Raw genomic sequence first — 18,511 nt, 5'->3', positions numbered from 1 at the left:
GGACCTACTTTTCGTGCTGAAAATTCGAATACTCCACGTCATCTTTCGGAATTCTGGATGATTGAACCGGAAATGGCCTTTTATGAAATCAAGGAGAATATGGATCTGGCGGAAGAGTTCCTGAAATATTTGATCAATTATGCATTGGATAATTGCATGGATGATCTGCAATTCTTATCTGATATGTATGATAAAGAGTTAGTGGAACGTCTCCGCTTCGTTGTAAAAAATGATTTCGTCCGGTTGAGTTATACTGAAGGCATTGAAATACTAGAAAAAGCAGGGCAAAAGTTTGAATTTCCGGTAAGCTGGGGAGTTGACCTGCAATCCGAACACGAACGTTACCTGGTAGAAAAGCATTTTAAAAAACCGGTAATACTGACTGATTATCCTCGGGAAATCAAAGCTTTCTATATGAAGCAAAATGATGATGGTAAGACAGTCCGTGCCATGGATGTACTTTTCCCGAAAATCGGGGAAATTATCGGTGGTTCGCAACGTGAAGAAGATTATATCAAACTAAAAACACGTATTCAGGAATTAGAAATACCGGAAAAAGATATGTGGTGGTACCTTGAAACCCGCAAATTCGGAACCGCTCCGCACAGCGGATTTGGACTGGGATTTGAACGGTTATTGCTTTTTGTAACAGGAATGGCGAATATCCGTGATGTCATACCTTTTCCAAGGACACCTAAAAATGCTGATTTTTAATCTCAAAAACCATTTTATTGTTCAAAATTTATTTTAATAGATTGAAAATACAATAAAAATTTTGTATCTTTATAATGCAAAATTTATCGGATAGTTTTTTCAGTAAACAAAAAATGTTTTCATGTTAAATCAACGCCTACAGCAAAAGCTGGTTCAAAAGTTATCTCCACAGCAAATCCAGATGATCAAGTTGTTGGAGATACCTACCATGCAATTGGAGGAACGCATAAAAGAAGAGTTGGAGGAAAATCCGGCTTTGGAGGAAGGACGTGAAAAAACGGAGGACAACAGTGACGACGCCTCTTCGCAGGCGGAAGACAATAGTGATAATACTGATTTATCCATAGATGAGTACCTTAGTTCAGATGATACTCCTCTTTATAAATTAAACGCAAAAAATTTCAGCCAGGAAGAACAAAAGAACGAAATTCCCTTTTCTGTCGGCAATAGCTTTCATGATCAGTTGGAAAGTCAATTGGGTCTTCGTAACATAGATGGCCGGCAAAAGGCATTAGCAGAATACCTGATTGGAAATATCGATGATGACGGTTACCTGCGACGTGATATCAGCGCTATTGTTGACGACCTGGCTTTTTCTCTCGGTATAGAGACATCTGAGGAAGAATTAGAAAAAGTATTACATTTAATCCAGGAATTTGATCCTCCGGGAGTGGGGGCTCGTGACCTGCGGGAGTGCCTGATGCTTCAGCTCCAACAAAAGGAAGAAGGCCCGGATATTATATTGGCTAAAAAGATCTTGATCCAACATTTCGATGAATTTACCAAAAAGCATTATGACAAGATCATGTCTCGTTTAGGAGTCAGTGAAAATGAATTAAAAAACGCCATTTCCGAAATCCTGAAATTGAATCCCAAACCTGGAGGATCCTTTCAATCTGACAGGGTTGCTGAACACATTATTCCTGATTTTATACTGGAAAACAAGGACGGTACTTTACAGTTATCTCTGAATTCGCGTAATATCCCTGAATTACGTGTTAGCCGTACATATACCGATATGCTTGATTCCTACAGCAAAAATAAATCCGACAAACAAACCAAGGATGCTGTCAGTTTTGTGAAACAGAAACTGGATTCTGCAAAATGGTTTATTGAAGCCATAAGACAACGTCAAAATACATTAATGCATACCATGGAAGCCATTGTGGATTATCAAAGAAATTACTTTTTGAGCGGTGGCGACGAAGCATTACTTAACCCAATGATATTAAAAGACATTGCTGATACTACAGGATTTGATATATCTACAGTGTCAAGGGTGGCCAACAGTAAATATGTACAGACCCCCTTTGGAATATTTCCTTTAAAATTTTTCTTTTCAGAAGGTTTGCAAACCGATTCGGGAGAAGAAGTGTCTACCCGTGAAATCAAGAAAATCCTGCAGGAATGTGTTGAAAACGAATCAAAACGTAAACCGCTCACTGATGATGAATTAGCGGCAATTCTTCAGGAAAAGGGTTACCAGATAGCACGGCGAACAGTGGCAAAATATAGGGAACAGTTAAACATTCCGGTTGCCCGTTTAAGAAAACAGTTGTAAAATAGTGAAAATTTCCATCAAACAATCAAATTCAATATTCAGGAATAAGCAGGCGTTACCCAATATACTGTCTGTTATATTCCATCCTTTATTGATGCCTGTGATAGGAACTTTATTCATCCTGTTTTTCTCAGGAATGTATATCACTATGTTGCCTATGCAAGCCAAACAGGTGATACTGACTGTGGTTGGATTATGCACATTGGCTTTACCGGTAGCACTCCTTCTGTTCTACTGGATGCATCATTGGATCAGTGATATCTACATTTCCGACCGGAAAGAACGCATCGCTCCTCTTATTGTTATCGCGTTATTTTATTCTATAGCTTACTGGGTGCTACATTCAATGCATACACCATATATGATTCAAAAATTTGTTTTGGCTTCGGCTATCGCTGTTTTCCTGACCTCCATCATATCTTTACAATGGAAAATCAGTATACACGGTGTAGGAATCGGCGGAATAACCGGAATGCTGGCATCATTGACACTATTATCGCCATCATTGTTACCCATGCTGTTAGGTTCCATCATTGTTGTGGGAATTGTCGGATATGCAAGGATTAAATTGAACGCACATACTCCTGCGCAATATTATGCAGGAACTTTATTGGGATTGGTGATCACACTCGGAACATTTTTCATGTATTGAATACTGTTCCGGATCTATTATAGGGGTTATTTTTATAAAAATTAATATGTCTATTCTATTTTATGCACTTGCTGCAATCTATTCTTGTAGCCGGGAATCCGTTTTTGTGAGAGTTATTGAAAGGGCAGGTAAAAGTGCCGATAGTGAAGATCCGGATGGATTACATCCATAACCGTTTATTTAACAAAAGGATATATCCTGTAATGATCCAATATCGAATTGCTCATATTTAATATTTTATTTACTTTTGCACGTTTTTTTGTAACAAGAAATAAATCAAGTTATTGATTATGTCCAAGAAAAATAAAACACAGCTAATTATAGAAAATGTCCCAATTCACGATATAGCCGATGACGGGAAAGCGGTTGGAAAGATAGACGATCTGGTCGTGTTTGTTTCACATGCTGTTCCCGGTGATAATGTTAATGTCAGGGTTCATAAAAAACGAAAAAAGTATGTAGAAGGAGTAGTTGTTCATATTAATAATTATTCTGAATTTCGGGTAGAACCAAGGTGTGCCGATTTTAATACTTGCGGAGGCTGTAAATGGCAGGATTTTGATTACGAGAAACAACTTCATTATAAACATAAGAATGTATCGGATTGTTTGATCCGTATAGGAAAGTTGGATGTACCCGGAATAAATCCGGTTTTAGCCGCTGACCCAAACTTTTTTTACAGGAACAAACTGGAATTTACATTCTCATCCAATCGTTGGTTAACTGCCCAGGAAATTGAATCGGATAGTGAAATAATTAACCGAAACGCATTAGGATTCCATATTCCGGGTATGTTTGACAAAGTCCTTGATATTGAACAATGTTACCTTCAACCGGATCCGTCTAATGCTATCCGTTTGGCTATCCGTAATTTTGCATTACAGGAAGGCATGTCTTTTTTCGATTTACGTAACCACGAAGGCTTTTTACGGACATTGGTCATTCGCACTTCATCTACCGGTGAAGTAATGGTAATCATAAATTTCCACTACGAAGATATAGAGCAACGTGAAAAATTACTGGATTATGTCTGGAAACATTTTCCGGAAGTCACTTCGCTCATGTATGTGATCAACCCTAAACCCCATGATAGTTTCGCCGATCTTGAAGTACAATTATATAAAGGGAAGCCTTTTATTATGGAAGAAATGGATCACCTTAAGTTTAAGGTCGGTCCCAAATCATTCTATCAAACCAACTCCAAACAAGCTTATGAGTTATATAAAATTGTCCGTGATCTGGCACAACTTACCGGAAAGGAAACAGTGTACGATCTATATACCGGTACTGGTACAATTGCCAATTTTATAGCTGCACATGCGCGAAAGGTGATAGGTGTTGAATATGTAGAAGAGGCTATTGAAGATGCAAAATATAATTCAGCCCTTAACGGAATCCAGAATACGTTCTTTTTTGCAGGTGATATGAAGGATATATTTACCACCGAATTCGTGCAAAAACACGGTGTGCCTGATGTGCTGATTCTTGACCCTCCCCGTGCCGGCATACATGGAAAAGTTATAGAATCCCTGATGTTTGCCATGCCGAAAAGAATAATATATGTCAGCTGTAATCCATCTTCCCAGGCACGTGACCTGGCATTGATACAGGAATATTATAACATCAAAACAGTGCAACCTGTGGATATGTTTCCACACACCCATCATGTAGAAAATGTGGTGATGCTAGAGAGAAAAATTTAAAAACCAGAATGCATCATGAATATTGAGGTATCCTACACCATCAAAGAAAATGACTATCTGGTCTATCAACTCTATGCAGCATCGAAATCAAAAAGAGTGAAAGCATCAAGAAGGAAAGGGTATGTTTACATCATTTTTATCTTTATGATGGCAGTAATATTGTCATATGCATTATACAAAAACATCACGCTTCCGCTTACGTATTTAATACTTATGGTTGTATTCTGTTTTTCGTATCATTATTTTTCCAGATGGTATTATAAACGGCATTATAAGAGATATATTGAAGATATTTTTAAGAATAATTTCGGGGAAAAAATTACGGTCACCTTTGGAGAAGATTTTTTATATACAAGTGACAGAACAGGAGAAAGTAAGATCAATCTATCTCAAATTAGCGAAATAGATGAGATAAATACCCATTATTTTTTGCATATATCATCGGGACAAGCACTGATTATACCTAAAGAAGGGGTTCAAAACATAGAAGATATAAAAAAGGCATTGGATCATATTTCTTCCAAGAATACTATTCAACAAAATACAAATCCTGAATGGAAATGGAAGTAATATTTGTTGTGAACGAAAATCACTACTGAGGACTTCTAAAACGCAAATAGCTTCCGTCAAAACGGAAGCTATTGTGATATCATTAATATGATACTAATTTTAAAACAGCCAATATATCATAAATTTATTTTACGGCTTTTACAACGGCTTCAAATGCCTTTGGATGATTCATAGCGAGGTCGGCCAACACTTTACGGTTAAGTGCAATTCCTTTTTTACCTGCTTTTCCCATGAATTCCGAATATGACATATCAAAAGGCCTTACAGCGGCATTGATACGTTGTATCCATAATGCACGGAAACTACGTTTTTTATTCCTACGGTCGCGGTATGCATATTGTTGACCTTTTTCCCATGTGTTCTTTGCAACAGTCCACACGTTTTTACGGGCAAGAAAATTACCCCGTGTGAGTTTAAGAAGTTTTTTACGACGTGCCCTGGAGGCGACTGAATTTACTGATCTTGGCATAATTCATTTTTTTCGAATGGTTAGCGGCCTATATCCAGGCTCTTTGAAGCTAATTCACTCTTGGTTATTACTATTATTTTAAAAATTATTTAAGCCCAAGCAACAATTTTACATTGTTCTCGTCAGGCTTGGCAACCAATGTCATATGTGTGAGGTTGCGTTTTTGCTTGGTCGTTTTCTTAGTCAGGATATGACTTTTGAAAGCGTGTTTGCGTTTAATTTTACCTGTTCCGGTAAGCTGGAATCTCTTTTTAGCACCGGAATTTGTTTTCATTTTTGGCATTACTTCCTACTTTAATGTATGTTTATATATTGGCTATTTCTTTTTGGGTTTCGGAGAAAGAAACATGATCATTCTTTTTCCTTCAAGTTTGGGTAACTGGTCGACTTTAGCATGCTCCTCCAGATCCTGGGCAAAACGCAATAAAAGTATCTCCCCTTGTTCTTTATAAATAATAGAACGCCCTTTAAAGAAGACAAATGCTTTTACTTTTGCCCCTTCGTCCAAAAAATTGATGGCATGTTTCAATTTAAAATTATAATCATGATCATCCGTATGTGGACCAAAGCGGATCTCCTTAATTACGACTTTGACTGTTTTGGCCTTAATTTCCTTTTGCTTTTTCTTCTGTTGATACAGATATTTCTGGTAATCAACTATTTTACAAACAGGAGGATCGGCCGTAGGAGAAATCTCAACTAAATCCAATTCCAATTCCTCCGCCATTCTTAAAGCTTCGGTTATTGGAACTACTTGATTAGGGGTTTCAATATTATCGCCTACCAAACGAACTGTTTTCGCCCGTATTTCACGATTGATTCTCAACTCAGGAGTTGATGATTTTTGCGGTCTAGCTTGTTGATATGCCATCTAAGATTTGCAGGGATTGATTACTGAGTTATTTTTAATATGTATTAATATTTATATGATGATTACAACGAATTTATCTGTCGACTCACTTCTTCTTGTATTGAATCGGCAAACTCATTCAAAGACATTGATCCTTTATCTCCTTCACCTTGTCTTCTGACAGAAACGCTTTGATTTTGTTCTTCTTTTTCACCAACGATCAACAAATAAGGAATACGTTTCAATTCATTATCACGTATTTTTTTACCTATTTTTTCGTTCCTATCATCAATTAAGGCGCGAATATCGTAATTATTTAGAAAATCAACAACTTTTTTTGCATAATCATTAAATTTTTCACTGATAGGCATGACCACTATCTGGTCAGGAGTGAGCCATAACGGGAACTTTCCGGCAGTATGTTCCAGTAAAACGGCAACAAATCTTTCCATAGAACCGAAAGGCGCCCTGTGAATCATGACCGGACGGTGTTTTTGGTTGTCGGCACCTGTATATTCCAGATCGAAACGTTCAGGTAGATTATAATCTACCTGTATAGTTCCTAACTGCCATTTACGCCCAAGTGCATCACGAACCATAAAATCAAGCTTCGGCCCGTAAAATGCAGCTTCTCCTAACTCAACAACCGTATTAAGTCCCTTTTCTGCAGCAGCTTCAATAATGGCATTTTCAGCTTTTTCCCAGTTTTCATCACTCCCAATATATTTTTCTTTATTATTAGGATCACGTAATGAAACCTGTGCTATAAAATCCTGAAAATCCAAAGCCTTAAAAATCCTAAAGATGATCTCTATGACTTTGATAAATTCTTCTTTGAGCTGATCGGGACGACAAAAAATATGTGCATCATCCTGTGTAAAACCACGAACACGCGTTAATCCGTGCAATTCGCCGCTTTGTTCATAACGATATACTGTACCGAATTCGGCATAACGAACCGGAAGGTCTTTATAAGAACGAGGCTTGAACTTGTACATCTCACAGTGATGTGGACAGTTCATCGGTTTCAGAAGGAATTCCTCACCTTCCTGCGGCGTGTGGATAGGCTGAAAACTATCTTTTCCATATTTTTCATAATGACCCGAAGTCACATATAATTCCTTTTGGCCGATATGTGGGGTAATTACCTGTTCATACCCATACTCTTTCTGTACTTTTTTGAGAAAATCTTCCAGCCGCTCACGTAATTTAGCCCCTTTAGGCAACCACATGGGTAACCCCTGTCCTACCCTTTGTGAAAACATAAATAGTTCCAGTTCTTTCCCTAATTTCCGGTGATCCCTTAATTTTGCTTCTTCAAGCATTTGCAAGTACTCATCAAGCATCTTTTGTTTGGGAAAGGTAATGCCATACACACGTGTCAACTGTTTCCGTTTTTCATCTCCACGCCAATATGCACCTGCAATACTGAGTAATTTGATCGCTTTAATAGGCGTAGTGTCCGGCAAGTGAGGACCACGACATAGATCTGTAAAATCACCCTGGCTGTAAAAAGAAATGGTCCCATCAGCCAAATCGGAAATCAATTCGGTTTTATATTCATCTCCTTTTTGAGAAAAATACTCCATGGCTTCCGATTTCGACACATCACGACGAAGATAAGGTGTTTTTTCCCTGGCCAACTCCATCATCTTTTGTTCGATTTTCGGTAAATCGGCATCTGTAAGCTGTTTCCCTTCTCCCAAATCGACATCATAATAGAATCCGTTTTCTATGGCTGGTCCGATACCGAATTTCGTTCCCGGATACAGGGCTTCGATCGCTTCAGCCATTAAATGTGATGAAGAATGCCAGAATGCGTGCTTTCCTTCCGGATCATCCCATTTATAAAGTTTTAGTGAGGCATCTTCATTGATCGGACGGCAAAGGTCATATGTTTCTCCGTTTACACTTGCCGCCAAGACTTCTTCAGCTAATTTACGGCTAATCTGCCGGGCAATCTCCAACGCTGTGATTCCTTTTTCGTATTCCTTTACATTCCCATCGGGAAAGGTGATTTTTATCATAAAAAGCTTTTTATAAAAAAGATACTATTTTTCCAGGCTAAATTCCCGTATAATTAAACGGAGTGACTTGTTTCAACTCTTCCTTCACCTCCGGTGATACATCCAGTGTATCAATAAAATCATTTAATTTTTGTTTATCAACACTTTCTCCTGTACGGGTCAGTTCTTTCAATGCTTCATAAGGTTTAGGGAAGCCTTCGCGACGCAATATCGTCTGGATTCCCTCACTTACAACAATCCAATTGCGCGTAAGATCTGCATCCAATGCAGCATAATTAACGATCAATTTATCCAATCCCTTGAATAAAGAACTAAAAGCAATGATGGTATGTGCTACCGGAACTCCGATATTCCGCAATACTGTCGAATCTGTCAAATCCCGCTGTAACCGGGAAACCGGTAATTTACTCGAAAGATGTTCGAACAACGAATTGGCGATCCCCAAGTTCCCTTCCGCATTTTCAAAGTCAATCGGATTTACTTTATGAGGCATAGCTGATGAACCGACTTCCGCTTTCACTATTTTTTGCTTGAAATAATCCTGTGATATATATGTCCAAACATCACGGCATAAATCTACCAGGATATTATTGATTCTTTTTAATGCATCACATTGTGCTGCAATATTGTCATAATGCTCTATCTGAGTGGTTTTCTGACTACGCTTTAATCCTAATGACCGACTCACAAAATTATTGGCAAAAGCTATCCAATCAATCTCAGGATAAGCCACGTGGTGTGCATTAAAATTACCTGTAGCTCCACCAAACTTAGCAGAAAAAGGAATCATGGAGAACTGGTCGAATTGTGTTTCAAGTCTTTCTATGAAAACAGCGACTTCTTTTCCCAAGCGGGTTGGAGAGGCCGGTTGTCCATGAGTACGTGCAAGCATCGGAACTGAAGACCACGCATCAGAAAAATTACGAAGCCGTAACATGATATCCTGGAAATAAGGAATGTATACCTGTTCAATAGCTTCTTTATTGGAAAGAGGTATGGCGGTATTATTAATATCCTGAGAAGTTAGCCCGAAATGAATGAATTCACTATATGATTCAATATCCAGTTTACGAAACTCTTCTTTCAGATAGTATTCAACGGCTTTAACATCATGATTGGTTTCTTCTTCAATGGATTTTACCCGTTCAGCAGCACTTATGTTATAGTTCAGGTAAATATTCCTTAAAGCGTCATATTTCGACTTATTGAACGACTGTAACTGGGGTAATGGTATTTCGCACAAAGCAATAAAATACTCGATTTCAACTTTTATCCTGTAACGGATCAAAGCATATTCCGAATAATAGTCTGCCAAAGGAACCGTTTTATTACGGTAACGGCCATCAACAGGAGAAATAGCGGAAAGGATATTTAATTCCATTGGTATTTTAAATAAATAAAAAGCAAAATTATGAAAAAAGAATGAACATGCGAAAAAACACTTTCACATACCAACATTCTCCCTGCATTTATTCAAGATGTTACATCAAAAATAATCACACCGCAACACATATCCGGCAAATCCCACCAATGTCCCCAATACAAGCGCGCTTATGAGGATACCAGGCAGTGGTTTCTTATCCGTATGCCCAATAAGTATCATCAAGGGTGTGATCAGGGTCAGGCTGATTAACCCTCCTTGCATCCACCACGGGATATAGGGCAGCTTTATATTAATGATGATGATAGAAATAAAAAAATAATGAATAAATGCGGCTATAGTCATATAGGTGGGCAATCGTTGCAAAACCATTGGAACAATATCAAGTACTGCGACTCCAAATCCGATGGCTATTGACAATAGAAAAGTACTCATCAAATTCTCTATAAGAAATTAATCAATATTCATTCCGATAATAAAGATCCCTGACTCATCAGCCATTTTGATCACCTCTTCTTTTTCAATCAAAAGTATCCCCCCTGATTCCACGGCAATACCTTTCATGCCGTATTTTTTCAACTGTTCTATGGATTGTAGACCTATTGCAGGCATATCTGTCCGTACCTCCTGCCCGGGCTTTTTAATTTTCACCATTACAGGCGCTTTTCCTGATTTCTTTAACATCGAAGCACGGGAAAGCATATTATCCGTTCCTTCGACGGCTTCGACGGCAAGTACCATTCCTTCCTGAACAACAACTGCCTGTCCGACATCTACACTCCCTAAGGCTTTGGCTACTTCAATGCCACGTTTGATATCATCCATATCGTCATCAGAAGGCTTCACCTTTCCGTAAATCCCTTCTGTAAACAGCATTTCAGGAATTACATCTTCAATACCCACAATTTTAAATCCACGACTCTCAAATTCATGAATGATAGCCCTGAACATACTATCATCACCCATTTTTTTGATGGCCAGCTTACCCATAATTTTCATTCCTTCCCAGTCAGGAATCAATTCTTTCAGAGAAGGGCGTTTGATTCCCCCTGCCATGACCACATACTGCACCCCATATCCTTTAAGTGCTTTAACTATCTTACCTGCTTCTCCAAGTTTTGCCATAGTGTGAGGTAAATCGGCAAAAACATCTTCATTGGCAAATGGTTCCAGACCTACTACAAATAAGTCGATCCCTTTTTGTTTGCAATACTTAATGATTTCTACCGGCATCATACCACTTCCGGCAAGCATTCCTAATTTTTTAATTTCTGACATAGTAGATTGTTTTTTGGTTCTATTCGTAGACTCGATAATTTATTTTACATTTAATATTGATTGATACTTATCTGTTTCGGTAAGCACATCCAATGCTGCCCGGATCTGCGTATCTTTCCGTATAGTATTGGCTATTTTTCCCGAACCATAATAGTATCTTGAAACAATTTCTTCGCTCAATAATTCTTTGATATCCTCTTTATGGATTTCTAAATCCTTGAATCTGTCATGTTTCAGTTTTTCCTGAAGCGCATCAAATTCAGGCATTGCATCTTCCAAATATTTTTCTTTTCCTGCAAGTTGCTTTAATTTAAGAAAGGTTGATTCTGTTTCCGTTTGATAATCAAAAGATTTATCTTTCAAGTATTCCAAAAATTTATCATATTCTTGATCGGTAATGTCAAAAGTCCTGGCAGAAGAAATCGAATCATGTTGTTGTGTATATAAGGTAGCATAATTAAAAATAAGATGGCGCATATATAATGTAACTGCTATACGGCTGAGTGTTTCCGGAAGCGCTTCAATATCCGGGCTTACTCCTCCTCCATCTTTAACGATTCTTTTATTTTTCAATGTTTTATATTCCCGGATCAACGAATCAGGAATATATCCTACACTACCATCGGCTTCACGATGGGTATAATCCAGCGCCTGGATACAACGTCCACTGGGAATATAGTATTTTGCGGTGGTTACTTTCAGTTGAGTATTATAACTCAAGGGACGAGTAGCCTGTACCAAACCTTTACCAAAAGTTCGTTGCCCCACAATGATACCCCTGTCCAAGTCCTGGATAGCTCCAGCAACGATTTCCGAAGCGGATGCAGAAGAACGGTTTACAATCACCGCTAAAGGAATGACTGTATCGACAGGTTCGTGCCGTGTCACATATATATTATCCCACTGCTTAATACGCCCCCGTGTGCTGACCACTTCCTGCCCGCGTTTGATAAACAGGTTGACCACATCCACAGCCTCAAGCAACAGCCCTCCGGGATTACTGCGAACATCCAATACCAGATAATCGATTTGATGGTTCTTTTTTAATGCAAGGAAAGCATCTTTAACTTCTTTTCCTGCATTAGTGGAAAAATTGGATAAACGAATATAACCAATCTTATTCTGGGGGTAATCCAACGTTCCGTAATATGGGACATTAGGAATAGAAATCATTTCCCGGACGAGTTCCTTGCTGATTTCTTTTTTTGAAGATACCGGTTGGTAAGTAATCTGTAACTTCGTATTCGGGGCGCCACTGAATAACTCATGGATCGCAATTTCATCTTTTCCGGTAACCGATTCTCCATTTACTTTCAATAATGCATCACCTATTTTCAGTCCTGCTCTATCTGCCGGGGAACCTTTTGAAATATCGATAATGACAACGGAATTATCCATATTCCGGGCAAGAAGGCCTACGCCTGCATATTGACCGGTAGTCACGGTTTTGTAATCTTCCATAGCCGATTCAGGAATGAATGTGGTATACGGGTCTAACGTTTCCAACATTCCTTCAATGCTTTTTTCGATCAATTTTTCAGGATCGGTATCATCCACATAAAACAAATTAATTTCACGGAACAAATTAAAAAAGATGTCCATGTTTTTTACAATCTGAAATTCCCGATCGGAAAGTTGTACAAATGATACGGATGTGATGATGACTACAACCGTCAGAAGGATACTGATTTTTATTTTTCGTTGGTTAAAATGCATATACTATATAATCAAAAACAGAAATTAGAAACTTAATTCCTATATGATTATTTATTTATTGATTTATATTTTTTTACTTCATCAATAAATACACCAAACATATATTCCGTATCTGTAGCTCCTCCTGAAGCTTCAGGATGAAACTGCGCCGAAAAGAAAGGTTTCGTTTTATGACGGATACCTTCATTAGTCCGGTCATTAAGGTTGATATAGAATGGCTCCCATTCATCCGACAGTGTATCAAGATTGATTGCAAAACCATGATTCTGGGCTGTAATGAATGCAGTATTGGTATCAACTTGCTGCACCGGCTGGTTATGGCTACGATGTCCATATTTCAATTTATATGTTTCCGCACCTGCAGCCAGTCCCATTATCTGATTCCCCAAGCAAATACCCATCATGGGTTCATCACGTTTAAAAGCCTTAGCAATATTCTTTATCGTGACTTCGCATTTAATGGGATCGCCAGGACCATTGGTAATGAACAATCCATCATAATCTTCATTCAGGAAATCATAATCCCATGGTACTCTGATCACTGTGGCACCATTCGCGATTAAATCGCGAATGATATTATATTTTACTCCGCAATCTATCAGCACAATACGGTATTTTCCATTTCCATATACCATTTTTTCCTTACAGCTAACCATATCCACCATGTTGGTTTCATATGGATCATAAAATGGGACATCCTGATTTTGGTACACTATTTTTCCCAGCATAGTACCTTTTTCGCGGAGATGTTTGGTCAATGCCCGAGTATCTACACCATATATTCCCGGTACCTTATATTCTTCCATCCATTCGGCCAGACTTTTGGTTGCACTCCAGTGGCTATAATTAGCCGTATAGTCAGTCACTACCAATGCTGAAATATGAATTCCATCAGATTCGAAATATTTAGGCATTCCATTTTCCGTTTCATTTCCCGGCACGCCATAATTCCCAATAATAGGATAGGTACAAACCAAAATCTGTCCTTTATAAGAAGGATCCGTAAGGCTTTCCGGATATCCTGTCATGGCCGTATTAAATACTACTTCGCCTGCTGCTGATCCTTTGTATCCGAATGATTTTCCAGTGTATTCGGTCCCATCTTCCAAAATAATCTTGATGTCTGTCATTATGTTAATTGTTTACAATTCTCTGATAAATATATAATATGCTCATCATCTGGCTTATAATATGGTCCTGACCTATGGACATAAAAGGGTATTCTCATTAAAAGAATTTTCGTAATTCATGAAAAAAACTGGAATTGTTGTCAAGAAAAACCATATCATCGGATTTACCAGGAGACATAAGGCCCTCATATACCAAATTGGCTATGTATGTCAATGCCACGAATTCAAACATTATTCCCGTAAACATTGAATCTCCGGAAACTTCCCGGTATCTGATCGTTTTTTTATACTTGAATTCAATACCGGTCATTTTCACTATTCAATAAAATCTTTTATTTGCTCCGGAACCAAACGTTTTCCAATGATCTTTTCATCTTCGTCAAGCAGGAATATAATCGGAGTCATAGAAACATCATACAGATCCCGATATTTATTACTGAACGGACTCCATGCATTGGTCCAACCGAAAAATTGGTGCTCATTAATATAATCAATCCATTTTCCTTTGGCTTCTCTGGATATTACAGTTTGTACAGTAACTACCGTCAACCCCTTGTCTTTATACTCTTCGTATACCTGAAACAGGTCCTGAATTACTTTTTTACAATGGCTACATGCATAGTCCCAGAATAAAATAACGGTATATTTCCCTTTCAGGCTCTTACGAAAATCCTGTATGTTCACACCTGCATATAAGTCAAATTTAATAGCAGTATCCAATGCTGCCGCCCTGAAATGATCAGGAGGTAAAGCCATCAGCATTTCCATCGGAGGAGCCATCATACCAATCAGGTTGTACCTTCTTTTTTCTACTTCTTTTTTTAATGTCTCGATATAATCGGCAGTACTCCATGTTGCATTAGGAATATACCATTTATCCGCCAAATGTACCCATACATTCTCATGTACCATTATTTTACTTTTGGTGTAGTAATTAAATAGTGACACGAGTACACACCTGAAAATATCATCGTTAGATTTCGTCTTTGCCAATATTTTATCTGCTTCTACACAAATGGTATCGGGATGCTGCGGAATGACCCGGGTCATATATTCCATTAACTTCTCCTCATACAAAGGAGTACGTAACATATCCGGATTATAAATATCAAAATTGTCGAAAAAATGTGACCTGTACCATCGGTACAGGTACGTGGAATCAGTAATATTGCCTTCTGCATCACGCGGATAATCAGGCAATTTACTGTCTATTGGAACAAGTGAATTTAAAAACTTACTTACATATAAGCCTTTATGGGCATCTATCGTTTGTTGAATATACTCAATCCGTTCTTTATTCATTTCCTGTAACCGGATACGTATTGCATTCTTTCGTTCTTCCGTAGCAGTTTCAAATTCCTGACGCAATTGCTGCATTTCTATGGATTTTTCAATGTTATAACGCTGAAAACCAAAAAACACATCATTTTCAATAGAGGATTTAAACCGGGTTTTATTTAGCATATCGGCAGTATCTACCAATATCTCAAATTTCTGTTCATCGCCTATTATAATATCGAAAAGTTGCTTTTGATCATTAATGATGAAATAGACCCCTCGATCCAGTTTCTTTTTTCCTTTAAAGATTCCGGTTCCTGATTTATCCAGAACCACTGTATCATCAGGAATCATCATATCTCTTTTAGCAAAATAATGTCCCAGCATCACTGTATCATTTTTGCTTTTTAAAGATATTTTAATTTCATACCCTTGAGAAAAAACAGAAATTGTTGTCAGGAAGGACAAGAGAAAAATATTTTTACAAAATAACAGAATTTTCATATTCAATTATGTTTATTGATTTCTGTGCTATCTACTATCATAGCCTAAAAATCTGTCAAAGTTAATAAATAATTACCAAATTTTGAACCATTAAATGGTTGTTTGATTTTCATTTATTGCAAATATCAGATATACAGACAATTTATTATTTACTGGGTTTTTCTTCAAATTTTTAATACAGGTGATCTTTTCCATATAAATGACCGGAAAATAATATACTCATTATCAATATATTTGATAATATTTTCCACAAACAAATCCGCCTATGACCAGTACTCTTTTTCTACATTTCAAAAATCGCATCAATTTCTGTTTTATGTTGATCGTGTTGTAGAAAATAAAAAAGCTTGCGACCATATCGCAAGCTTTTTTATTTGTGTACCTCGGGCGGGACTTGAACCCGCACGGACATTACTGCCCACGGGATTTTAAGTCCCGCGTGTCTACCAATTCCACCACCAAGGCTCTATAAAAAATCCCGAATTTTCGGGAAAAATCAGAGCGGAAAACGAGACTCGAACTCGCGACCCTAACCTTGGCAAGGTTATGCTCTACCAACTGAGCTATTTCCGCAGGTGTTTCATTTTTGACGCGACAAAGATAGAACAAAAATATATTTGTCAAAAGAAAACTAGAAAAAAAAATGGAAAAAATATGACTCAGGCGAGGTTACTTCAAGAGGCTCAATAACTAATCTCTTTAGAACGCTCACGTTTTTTCTTCACCTCATACGGATCGACGATTCGCCCGAAACGATAGCTGACAAATAATGTAAATAGAAATTGCTGATTTTTAGCGACTTTATCCAAATAGGTAGGAGGATCGTCAAGGTTCAGTATTTTAACTTTTTTTGCAAATGCTTCTATAATAAAACCAGCTTCTAACGCATGTATGATCCGGTCCTGCTTGCTATATTCAAAATTGATCCCAAATTTCCCGAAAACACCGGGAACAAATTCCATCTTATTGAATCCTTTAAAAAAGGATGAGCGGCTGAGCACATAAATATTATTACCATACCAGGTCGGATCAAAAATTTCCGGATCGTCCAAAGGCATAATTACGGTGATTGGAGGATTACCGGGTACCTGTACTGCTTCCCCAACATTGTAATATATAGGCTTAAGCATAGCTACTGCCGGCCCGTAATTATAAAAATAACGGATAGCGATACCTCCTACATCATATTTACGAAAAATTTCATGCTGACGCCCTAAAGCAAAACGAAAGTCAAATGCTAAATTAGTTTTTCCGTAGACAACCCTTGAACCATCCGGCGTATAAGTTTTGGATTCCTTAGGATGCTTCATGTATGCGAAGTCGACCTCAAAAAGCCGTTTATTGCGGGCATTGATCCTTTTTCCATATCGATAATTAGCACCAAATCCGTTAGAATTAAGCATAGCAGCCACAGACCACTCATTGCGGTAGAATACCTTCGGTTGCAGATCAATTTCACCCTGAGCCAATACTGCAAGTGAAGTATTTATTATACAGATAAAAACTGTAAAATATTTTTTCACACAATGATGTTATGAACTATATTTATTCTAAATCAAGAGATGGGCAATGGACAGAAAAACGACTCCTAACTTATCCCGGAAAAACGGTATCAGCAGGTTGCTCAACCATTGACACAGAACGATATGCCGGACAAGGCTTACTACTAGCACATGATGACATCACTACTCCTGAGAACACACAAAAAACCAAAATGATACAAACTCTTTTCATATTAAGAAGAACCCTTAAAAAATAAAAAAGTAAAATTACAAAATATTGTATTACTTACAAATGTTTATACGAGAAACCTCCTGAAAAGGTTACAATTTATCAATATCAATATCGGTTTTGTCTCGACTTCCAGTATAAATAGCTAATCAAAACGAAGCTATCTACCGCTTTACCTCATTGCTCTCTTTTCTATAGGTGGCAGTAATGGTTGCCTGCGCCGTAGGCATGATCAACAGATCATTAATGTTGACATGGGGAGGCCTTGAAACAGCAAACCAGATCGCCTCTGCAACATCATCCGCATTAAGCGGAACAAGTCCTTCATAGACTTTATCAGCCCGATTTTTATCTCCTTTGAAGCGGACAAGGGAAAACTCAGTATTTACCATTCCGGGAGCAATTGATGTGACTTTTATGTTGTGTTTCAGCAGGTCAATGCGCATTCCCTTTGTCAGCGCATCAACCGCATGCTTGGTCGCACAATATACATTCCCGTTCTCATATACTTCTTTGGCAGCTATGGAAGTAATATTGATAATATGTCCGCTTCCGGCTTCGACCATTAAAGGTGCTACTTTGCGGGTAATGTATAATAAACCTTTGACATTGGTATCAATCATTTGATCCCAATCATCTACCCATCCATCCTGAATCGGACTCAATCCGGCTGCTAATCCGGCATTGTTGACCAATACGGATATCTTTTTCCATGAAGCCGGTAATTTGTCTATGGCTGTTTCTGTACTTTCACGGTTACGAATATCAAAATTAAGGGCAAGAACATCGCATTTGAATTTTACGCCCAATTCACCTTTCAATTCGTTAAGTATCGTTTTACGACGACCGGTAATAATGAGATTATAGCCGTTGCATGCCAAAATTTCTGCAGTCGCCTTTCCGATGCCTGCCGTTGCTCCGGTAACTAAAGCTATTTTTTTCATTTT

The 18,511-nt window shown here is 37.9% G+C and carries 17 protein-coding genes and 2 tRNA genes; 5 read left to right on the top strand and 14 right to left on the bottom strand.

Annotation, left to right across the window (positions count from 1 at the left end; all coding sequences use genetic code 11):
• The 5 genes from asnS to LBQ60_08940 all read left to right on the top strand — a co-directional run.
• On the top strand, nucleotides 1–714 hold a 714-nt coding region (gene asnS, locus LBQ60_08960), incomplete at its 5' end, for an asparagine--tRNA ligase (protein ID MDR2038039.1).
• 121 nt (nucleotides 715–835) lie between these two features.
• Nucleotides 836–2,275, top strand: a complete 1,440-nt coding sequence (gene rpoN / locus LBQ60_08955) for an RNA polymerase factor sigma-54 (GenBank protein MDR2038038.1) — start codon at nucleotides 836–838, stop codon at nucleotides 2,273–2,275.
• 4 nt (nucleotides 2,276–2,279) lie between these two features.
• On the top strand, nucleotides 2,280–2,927 hold the full coding sequence (locus tag LBQ60_08950; GenBank protein MDR2038037.1) for a hypothetical protein: 648 nt from the start codon (nucleotides 2,280–2,282) through the stop codon (nucleotides 2,925–2,927).
• Between the two features lie 290 nt (nucleotides 2,928–3,217).
• Nucleotides 3,218–4,630, top strand: a complete 1,413-nt coding sequence (gene rlmD, locus LBQ60_08945; protein ID MDR2038036.1) for a 23S rRNA (uracil(1939)-C(5))-methyltransferase RlmD — start codon at nucleotides 3,218–3,220, stop codon at nucleotides 4,628–4,630.
• Nucleotides 4,631–4,645: 15 nt separating this feature from the next.
• Nucleotides 4,646–5,200: a YcxB family protein gene (locus LBQ60_08940; protein ID MDR2038035.1), complete on the top strand. Its 555-nt coding sequence runs from the start codon at nucleotides 4,646–4,648 to the stop codon at nucleotides 5,198–5,200.
• A gap of 124 nt (nucleotides 5,201–5,324) precedes the next feature.
• Here LBQ60_08940 and rplT read toward each other — a convergent pair whose 3' ends face one another.
• The 14 genes from rplT to LBQ60_08870 form a co-directional block, all read right to left on the bottom strand.
• Nucleotides 5,325–5,669: a 50S ribosomal protein L20 gene (gene rplT / locus LBQ60_08935; GenBank protein MDR2038034.1), complete on the bottom strand. Its 345-nt coding sequence runs from the start codon at nucleotides 5,667–5,669 to the stop codon at nucleotides 5,325–5,327.
• Between the two features lie 85 nt (nucleotides 5,670–5,754).
• Entirely contained in the window at nucleotides 5,755–5,952 is a 198-nt protein-coding gene (rpmI, locus tag LBQ60_08930) for a 50S ribosomal protein L35 (GenBank protein ID MDR2038033.1), read from the bottom strand.
• A gap of 33 nt (nucleotides 5,953–5,985) precedes the next feature.
• Nucleotides 5,986–6,540, bottom strand: coding sequence for a translation initiation factor IF-3 (infC, locus tag LBQ60_08925; GenBank protein ID MDR2038032.1), 555 nt, complete (start codon nucleotides 6,538–6,540; stop codon nucleotides 5,986–5,988).
• 62 nt (nucleotides 6,541–6,602) lie between these two features.
• Nucleotides 6,603–8,546: a threonine--tRNA ligase gene (gene thrS, locus LBQ60_08920; protein MDR2038031.1), complete on the bottom strand. Its 1,944-nt coding sequence runs from the start codon at nucleotides 8,544–8,546 to the stop codon at nucleotides 6,603–6,605.
• A 37-nt stretch (nucleotides 8,547–8,583) separates the two neighbouring features.
• Nucleotides 8,584–9,927, bottom strand: coding sequence for an adenylosuccinate lyase (gene purB, locus LBQ60_08915; protein MDR2038030.1), 1,344 nt, complete (start codon nucleotides 9,925–9,927; stop codon nucleotides 8,584–8,586).
• A 105-nt stretch (nucleotides 9,928–10,032) separates the two neighbouring features.
• Complete coding sequence (locus tag LBQ60_08910) at nucleotides 10,033–10,362, bottom strand: hypothetical protein (GenBank protein MDR2038029.1); 330 nt, start codon at nucleotides 10,360–10,362, stop codon at nucleotides 10,033–10,035.
• 18 nt (nucleotides 10,363–10,380) lie between these two features.
• Entirely contained in the window at nucleotides 10,381–11,205 is an 825-nt protein-coding gene (gene lpxI, locus LBQ60_08905; GenBank protein ID MDR2038028.1) for a UDP-2,3-diacylglucosamine diphosphatase LpxI, read from the bottom strand.
• A gap of 39 nt (nucleotides 11,206–11,244) precedes the next feature.
• On the bottom strand, nucleotides 11,245–12,921 hold the full coding sequence (locus tag LBQ60_08900; protein MDR2038027.1) for a S41 family peptidase: 1,677 nt from the start codon (nucleotides 12,919–12,921) through the stop codon (nucleotides 11,245–11,247).
• Between the two features lie 47 nt (nucleotides 12,922–12,968).
• On the bottom strand, nucleotides 12,969–14,051 hold the full coding sequence (gene carA / locus LBQ60_08895; protein ID MDR2038026.1) for a glutamine-hydrolyzing carbamoyl-phosphate synthase small subunit: 1,083 nt from the start codon (nucleotides 14,049–14,051) through the stop codon (nucleotides 12,969–12,971).
• A gap of 315 nt (nucleotides 14,052–14,366) precedes the next feature.
• A complete protein-coding gene (locus tag LBQ60_08890) occupies nucleotides 14,367–15,833 on the bottom strand; it encodes a redoxin domain-containing protein (protein MDR2038025.1) in 1,467 nt (488 codons plus the stop codon).
• Nucleotides 15,834–16,212: 379 nt separating this feature from the next.
• Nucleotides 16,213–16,298, bottom strand: a tRNA-Leu gene (locus tag LBQ60_08885).
• Nucleotides 16,299–16,333: 35 nt separating this feature from the next.
• Nucleotides 16,334–16,406: transfer RNA gene (locus tag LBQ60_08880), tRNA-Gly, on the bottom strand.
• Nucleotides 16,407–16,516: 110 nt separating this feature from the next.
• A complete protein-coding gene (locus tag LBQ60_08875; protein ID MDR2038024.1) occupies nucleotides 16,517–17,356 on the bottom strand; it encodes a hypothetical protein in 840 nt (279 codons plus the stop codon).
• Between the two features lie 372 nt (nucleotides 17,357–17,728).
• The gene (locus tag LBQ60_08870; protein ID MDR2038023.1) at nucleotides 17,729–18,508 is read right to left on the bottom strand and encodes an SDR family NAD(P)-dependent oxidoreductase; all 780 of its coding nucleotides are present in this window, start codon (nucleotides 18,506–18,508) and stop codon (nucleotides 17,729–17,731) included.
• Nucleotides 18,509–18,511: the final 3 nt, after the last annotated feature.

It is taken from the genome of Bacteroidales bacterium, from assembly GCA_031275285.1.
Taxonomy (GTDB): Bacteria; Bacteroidota; Bacteroidia; order Bacteroidales; family UBA4181; genus JAIRLS01.
The sequence above is the reverse complement of the archived record's forward strand: the minus strand, read 5'-3'. Positions and strand labels throughout refer to the sequence as shown.

What these genes read in the sequence shown, in the direction of transcription:
- rpoN (MDR2038038.1), top strand. Translation starts at nt 836, where the DNA reads ATGTTAAATCAACGCCTACAGCAAAAGCTGGTTCAAAAGTTATCTCCA.
- rlmD (MDR2038036.1), top strand. Translation starts at nt 3,218, where the DNA reads ATGTCCAAGAAAAATAAAACACAGCTAATTATAGAAAATGTCCCAATT.
- LBQ60_08940 (MDR2038035.1), top strand. Translation starts at nt 4,646, where the DNA reads ATGAATATTGAGGTATCCTACACCATCAAAGAAAATGACTATCTGGTC.
- rplT (MDR2038034.1), bottom strand. Translation starts at nt 5,669, where the DNA reads ATGCCAAGATCAGTAAATTCAGTCGCCTCCAGGGCACGTCGTAAAAAA.
- rpmI (MDR2038033.1), bottom strand. Translation starts at nt 5,952, where the DNA reads ATGCCAAAAATGAAAACAAATTCCGGTGCTAAAAAGAGATTCCAGCTT.
- infC (MDR2038032.1), bottom strand. Translation starts at nt 6,540, where the DNA reads ATGGCATATCAACAAGCTAGACCGCAAAAATCATCAACTCCTGAGTTG.
- thrS (MDR2038031.1), bottom strand. Translation starts at nt 8,546, where the DNA reads ATGATAAAAATCACCTTTCCCGATGGGAATGTAAAGGAATACGAAAAA.
- purB (MDR2038030.1), bottom strand. Translation starts at nt 9,927, where the DNA reads ATGGAATTAAATATCCTTTCCGCTATTTCTCCTGTTGATGGCCGTTAC.
- LBQ60_08910 (MDR2038029.1), bottom strand. Translation starts at nt 10,362, where the DNA reads ATGAGTACTTTTCTATTGTCAATAGCCATCGGATTTGGAGTCGCAGTA.
- lpxI (MDR2038028.1), bottom strand. Translation starts at nt 11,205, where the DNA reads ATGTCAGAAATTAAAAAATTAGGAATGCTTGCCGGAAGTGGTATGATG.
- LBQ60_08900 (MDR2038027.1), bottom strand. Translation starts at nt 12,921, where the DNA reads ATGCATTTTAACCAACGAAAAATAAAAATCAGTATCCTTCTGACGGTT.
- carA (MDR2038026.1), bottom strand. Translation starts at nt 14,051, where the DNA reads ATGACAGACATCAAGATTATTTTGGAAGATGGGACCGAATACACTGGA.
- LBQ60_08890 (MDR2038025.1), bottom strand. Translation starts at nt 15,833, where the DNA reads ATGAAAATTCTGTTATTTTGTAAAAATATTTTTCTCTTGTCCTTCCTG.
- LBQ60_08870 (MDR2038023.1), bottom strand. Translation starts at nt 18,508, where the DNA reads ATGAAAAAAATAGCTTTAGTTACCGGAGCAACGGCAGGCATCGGAAAG.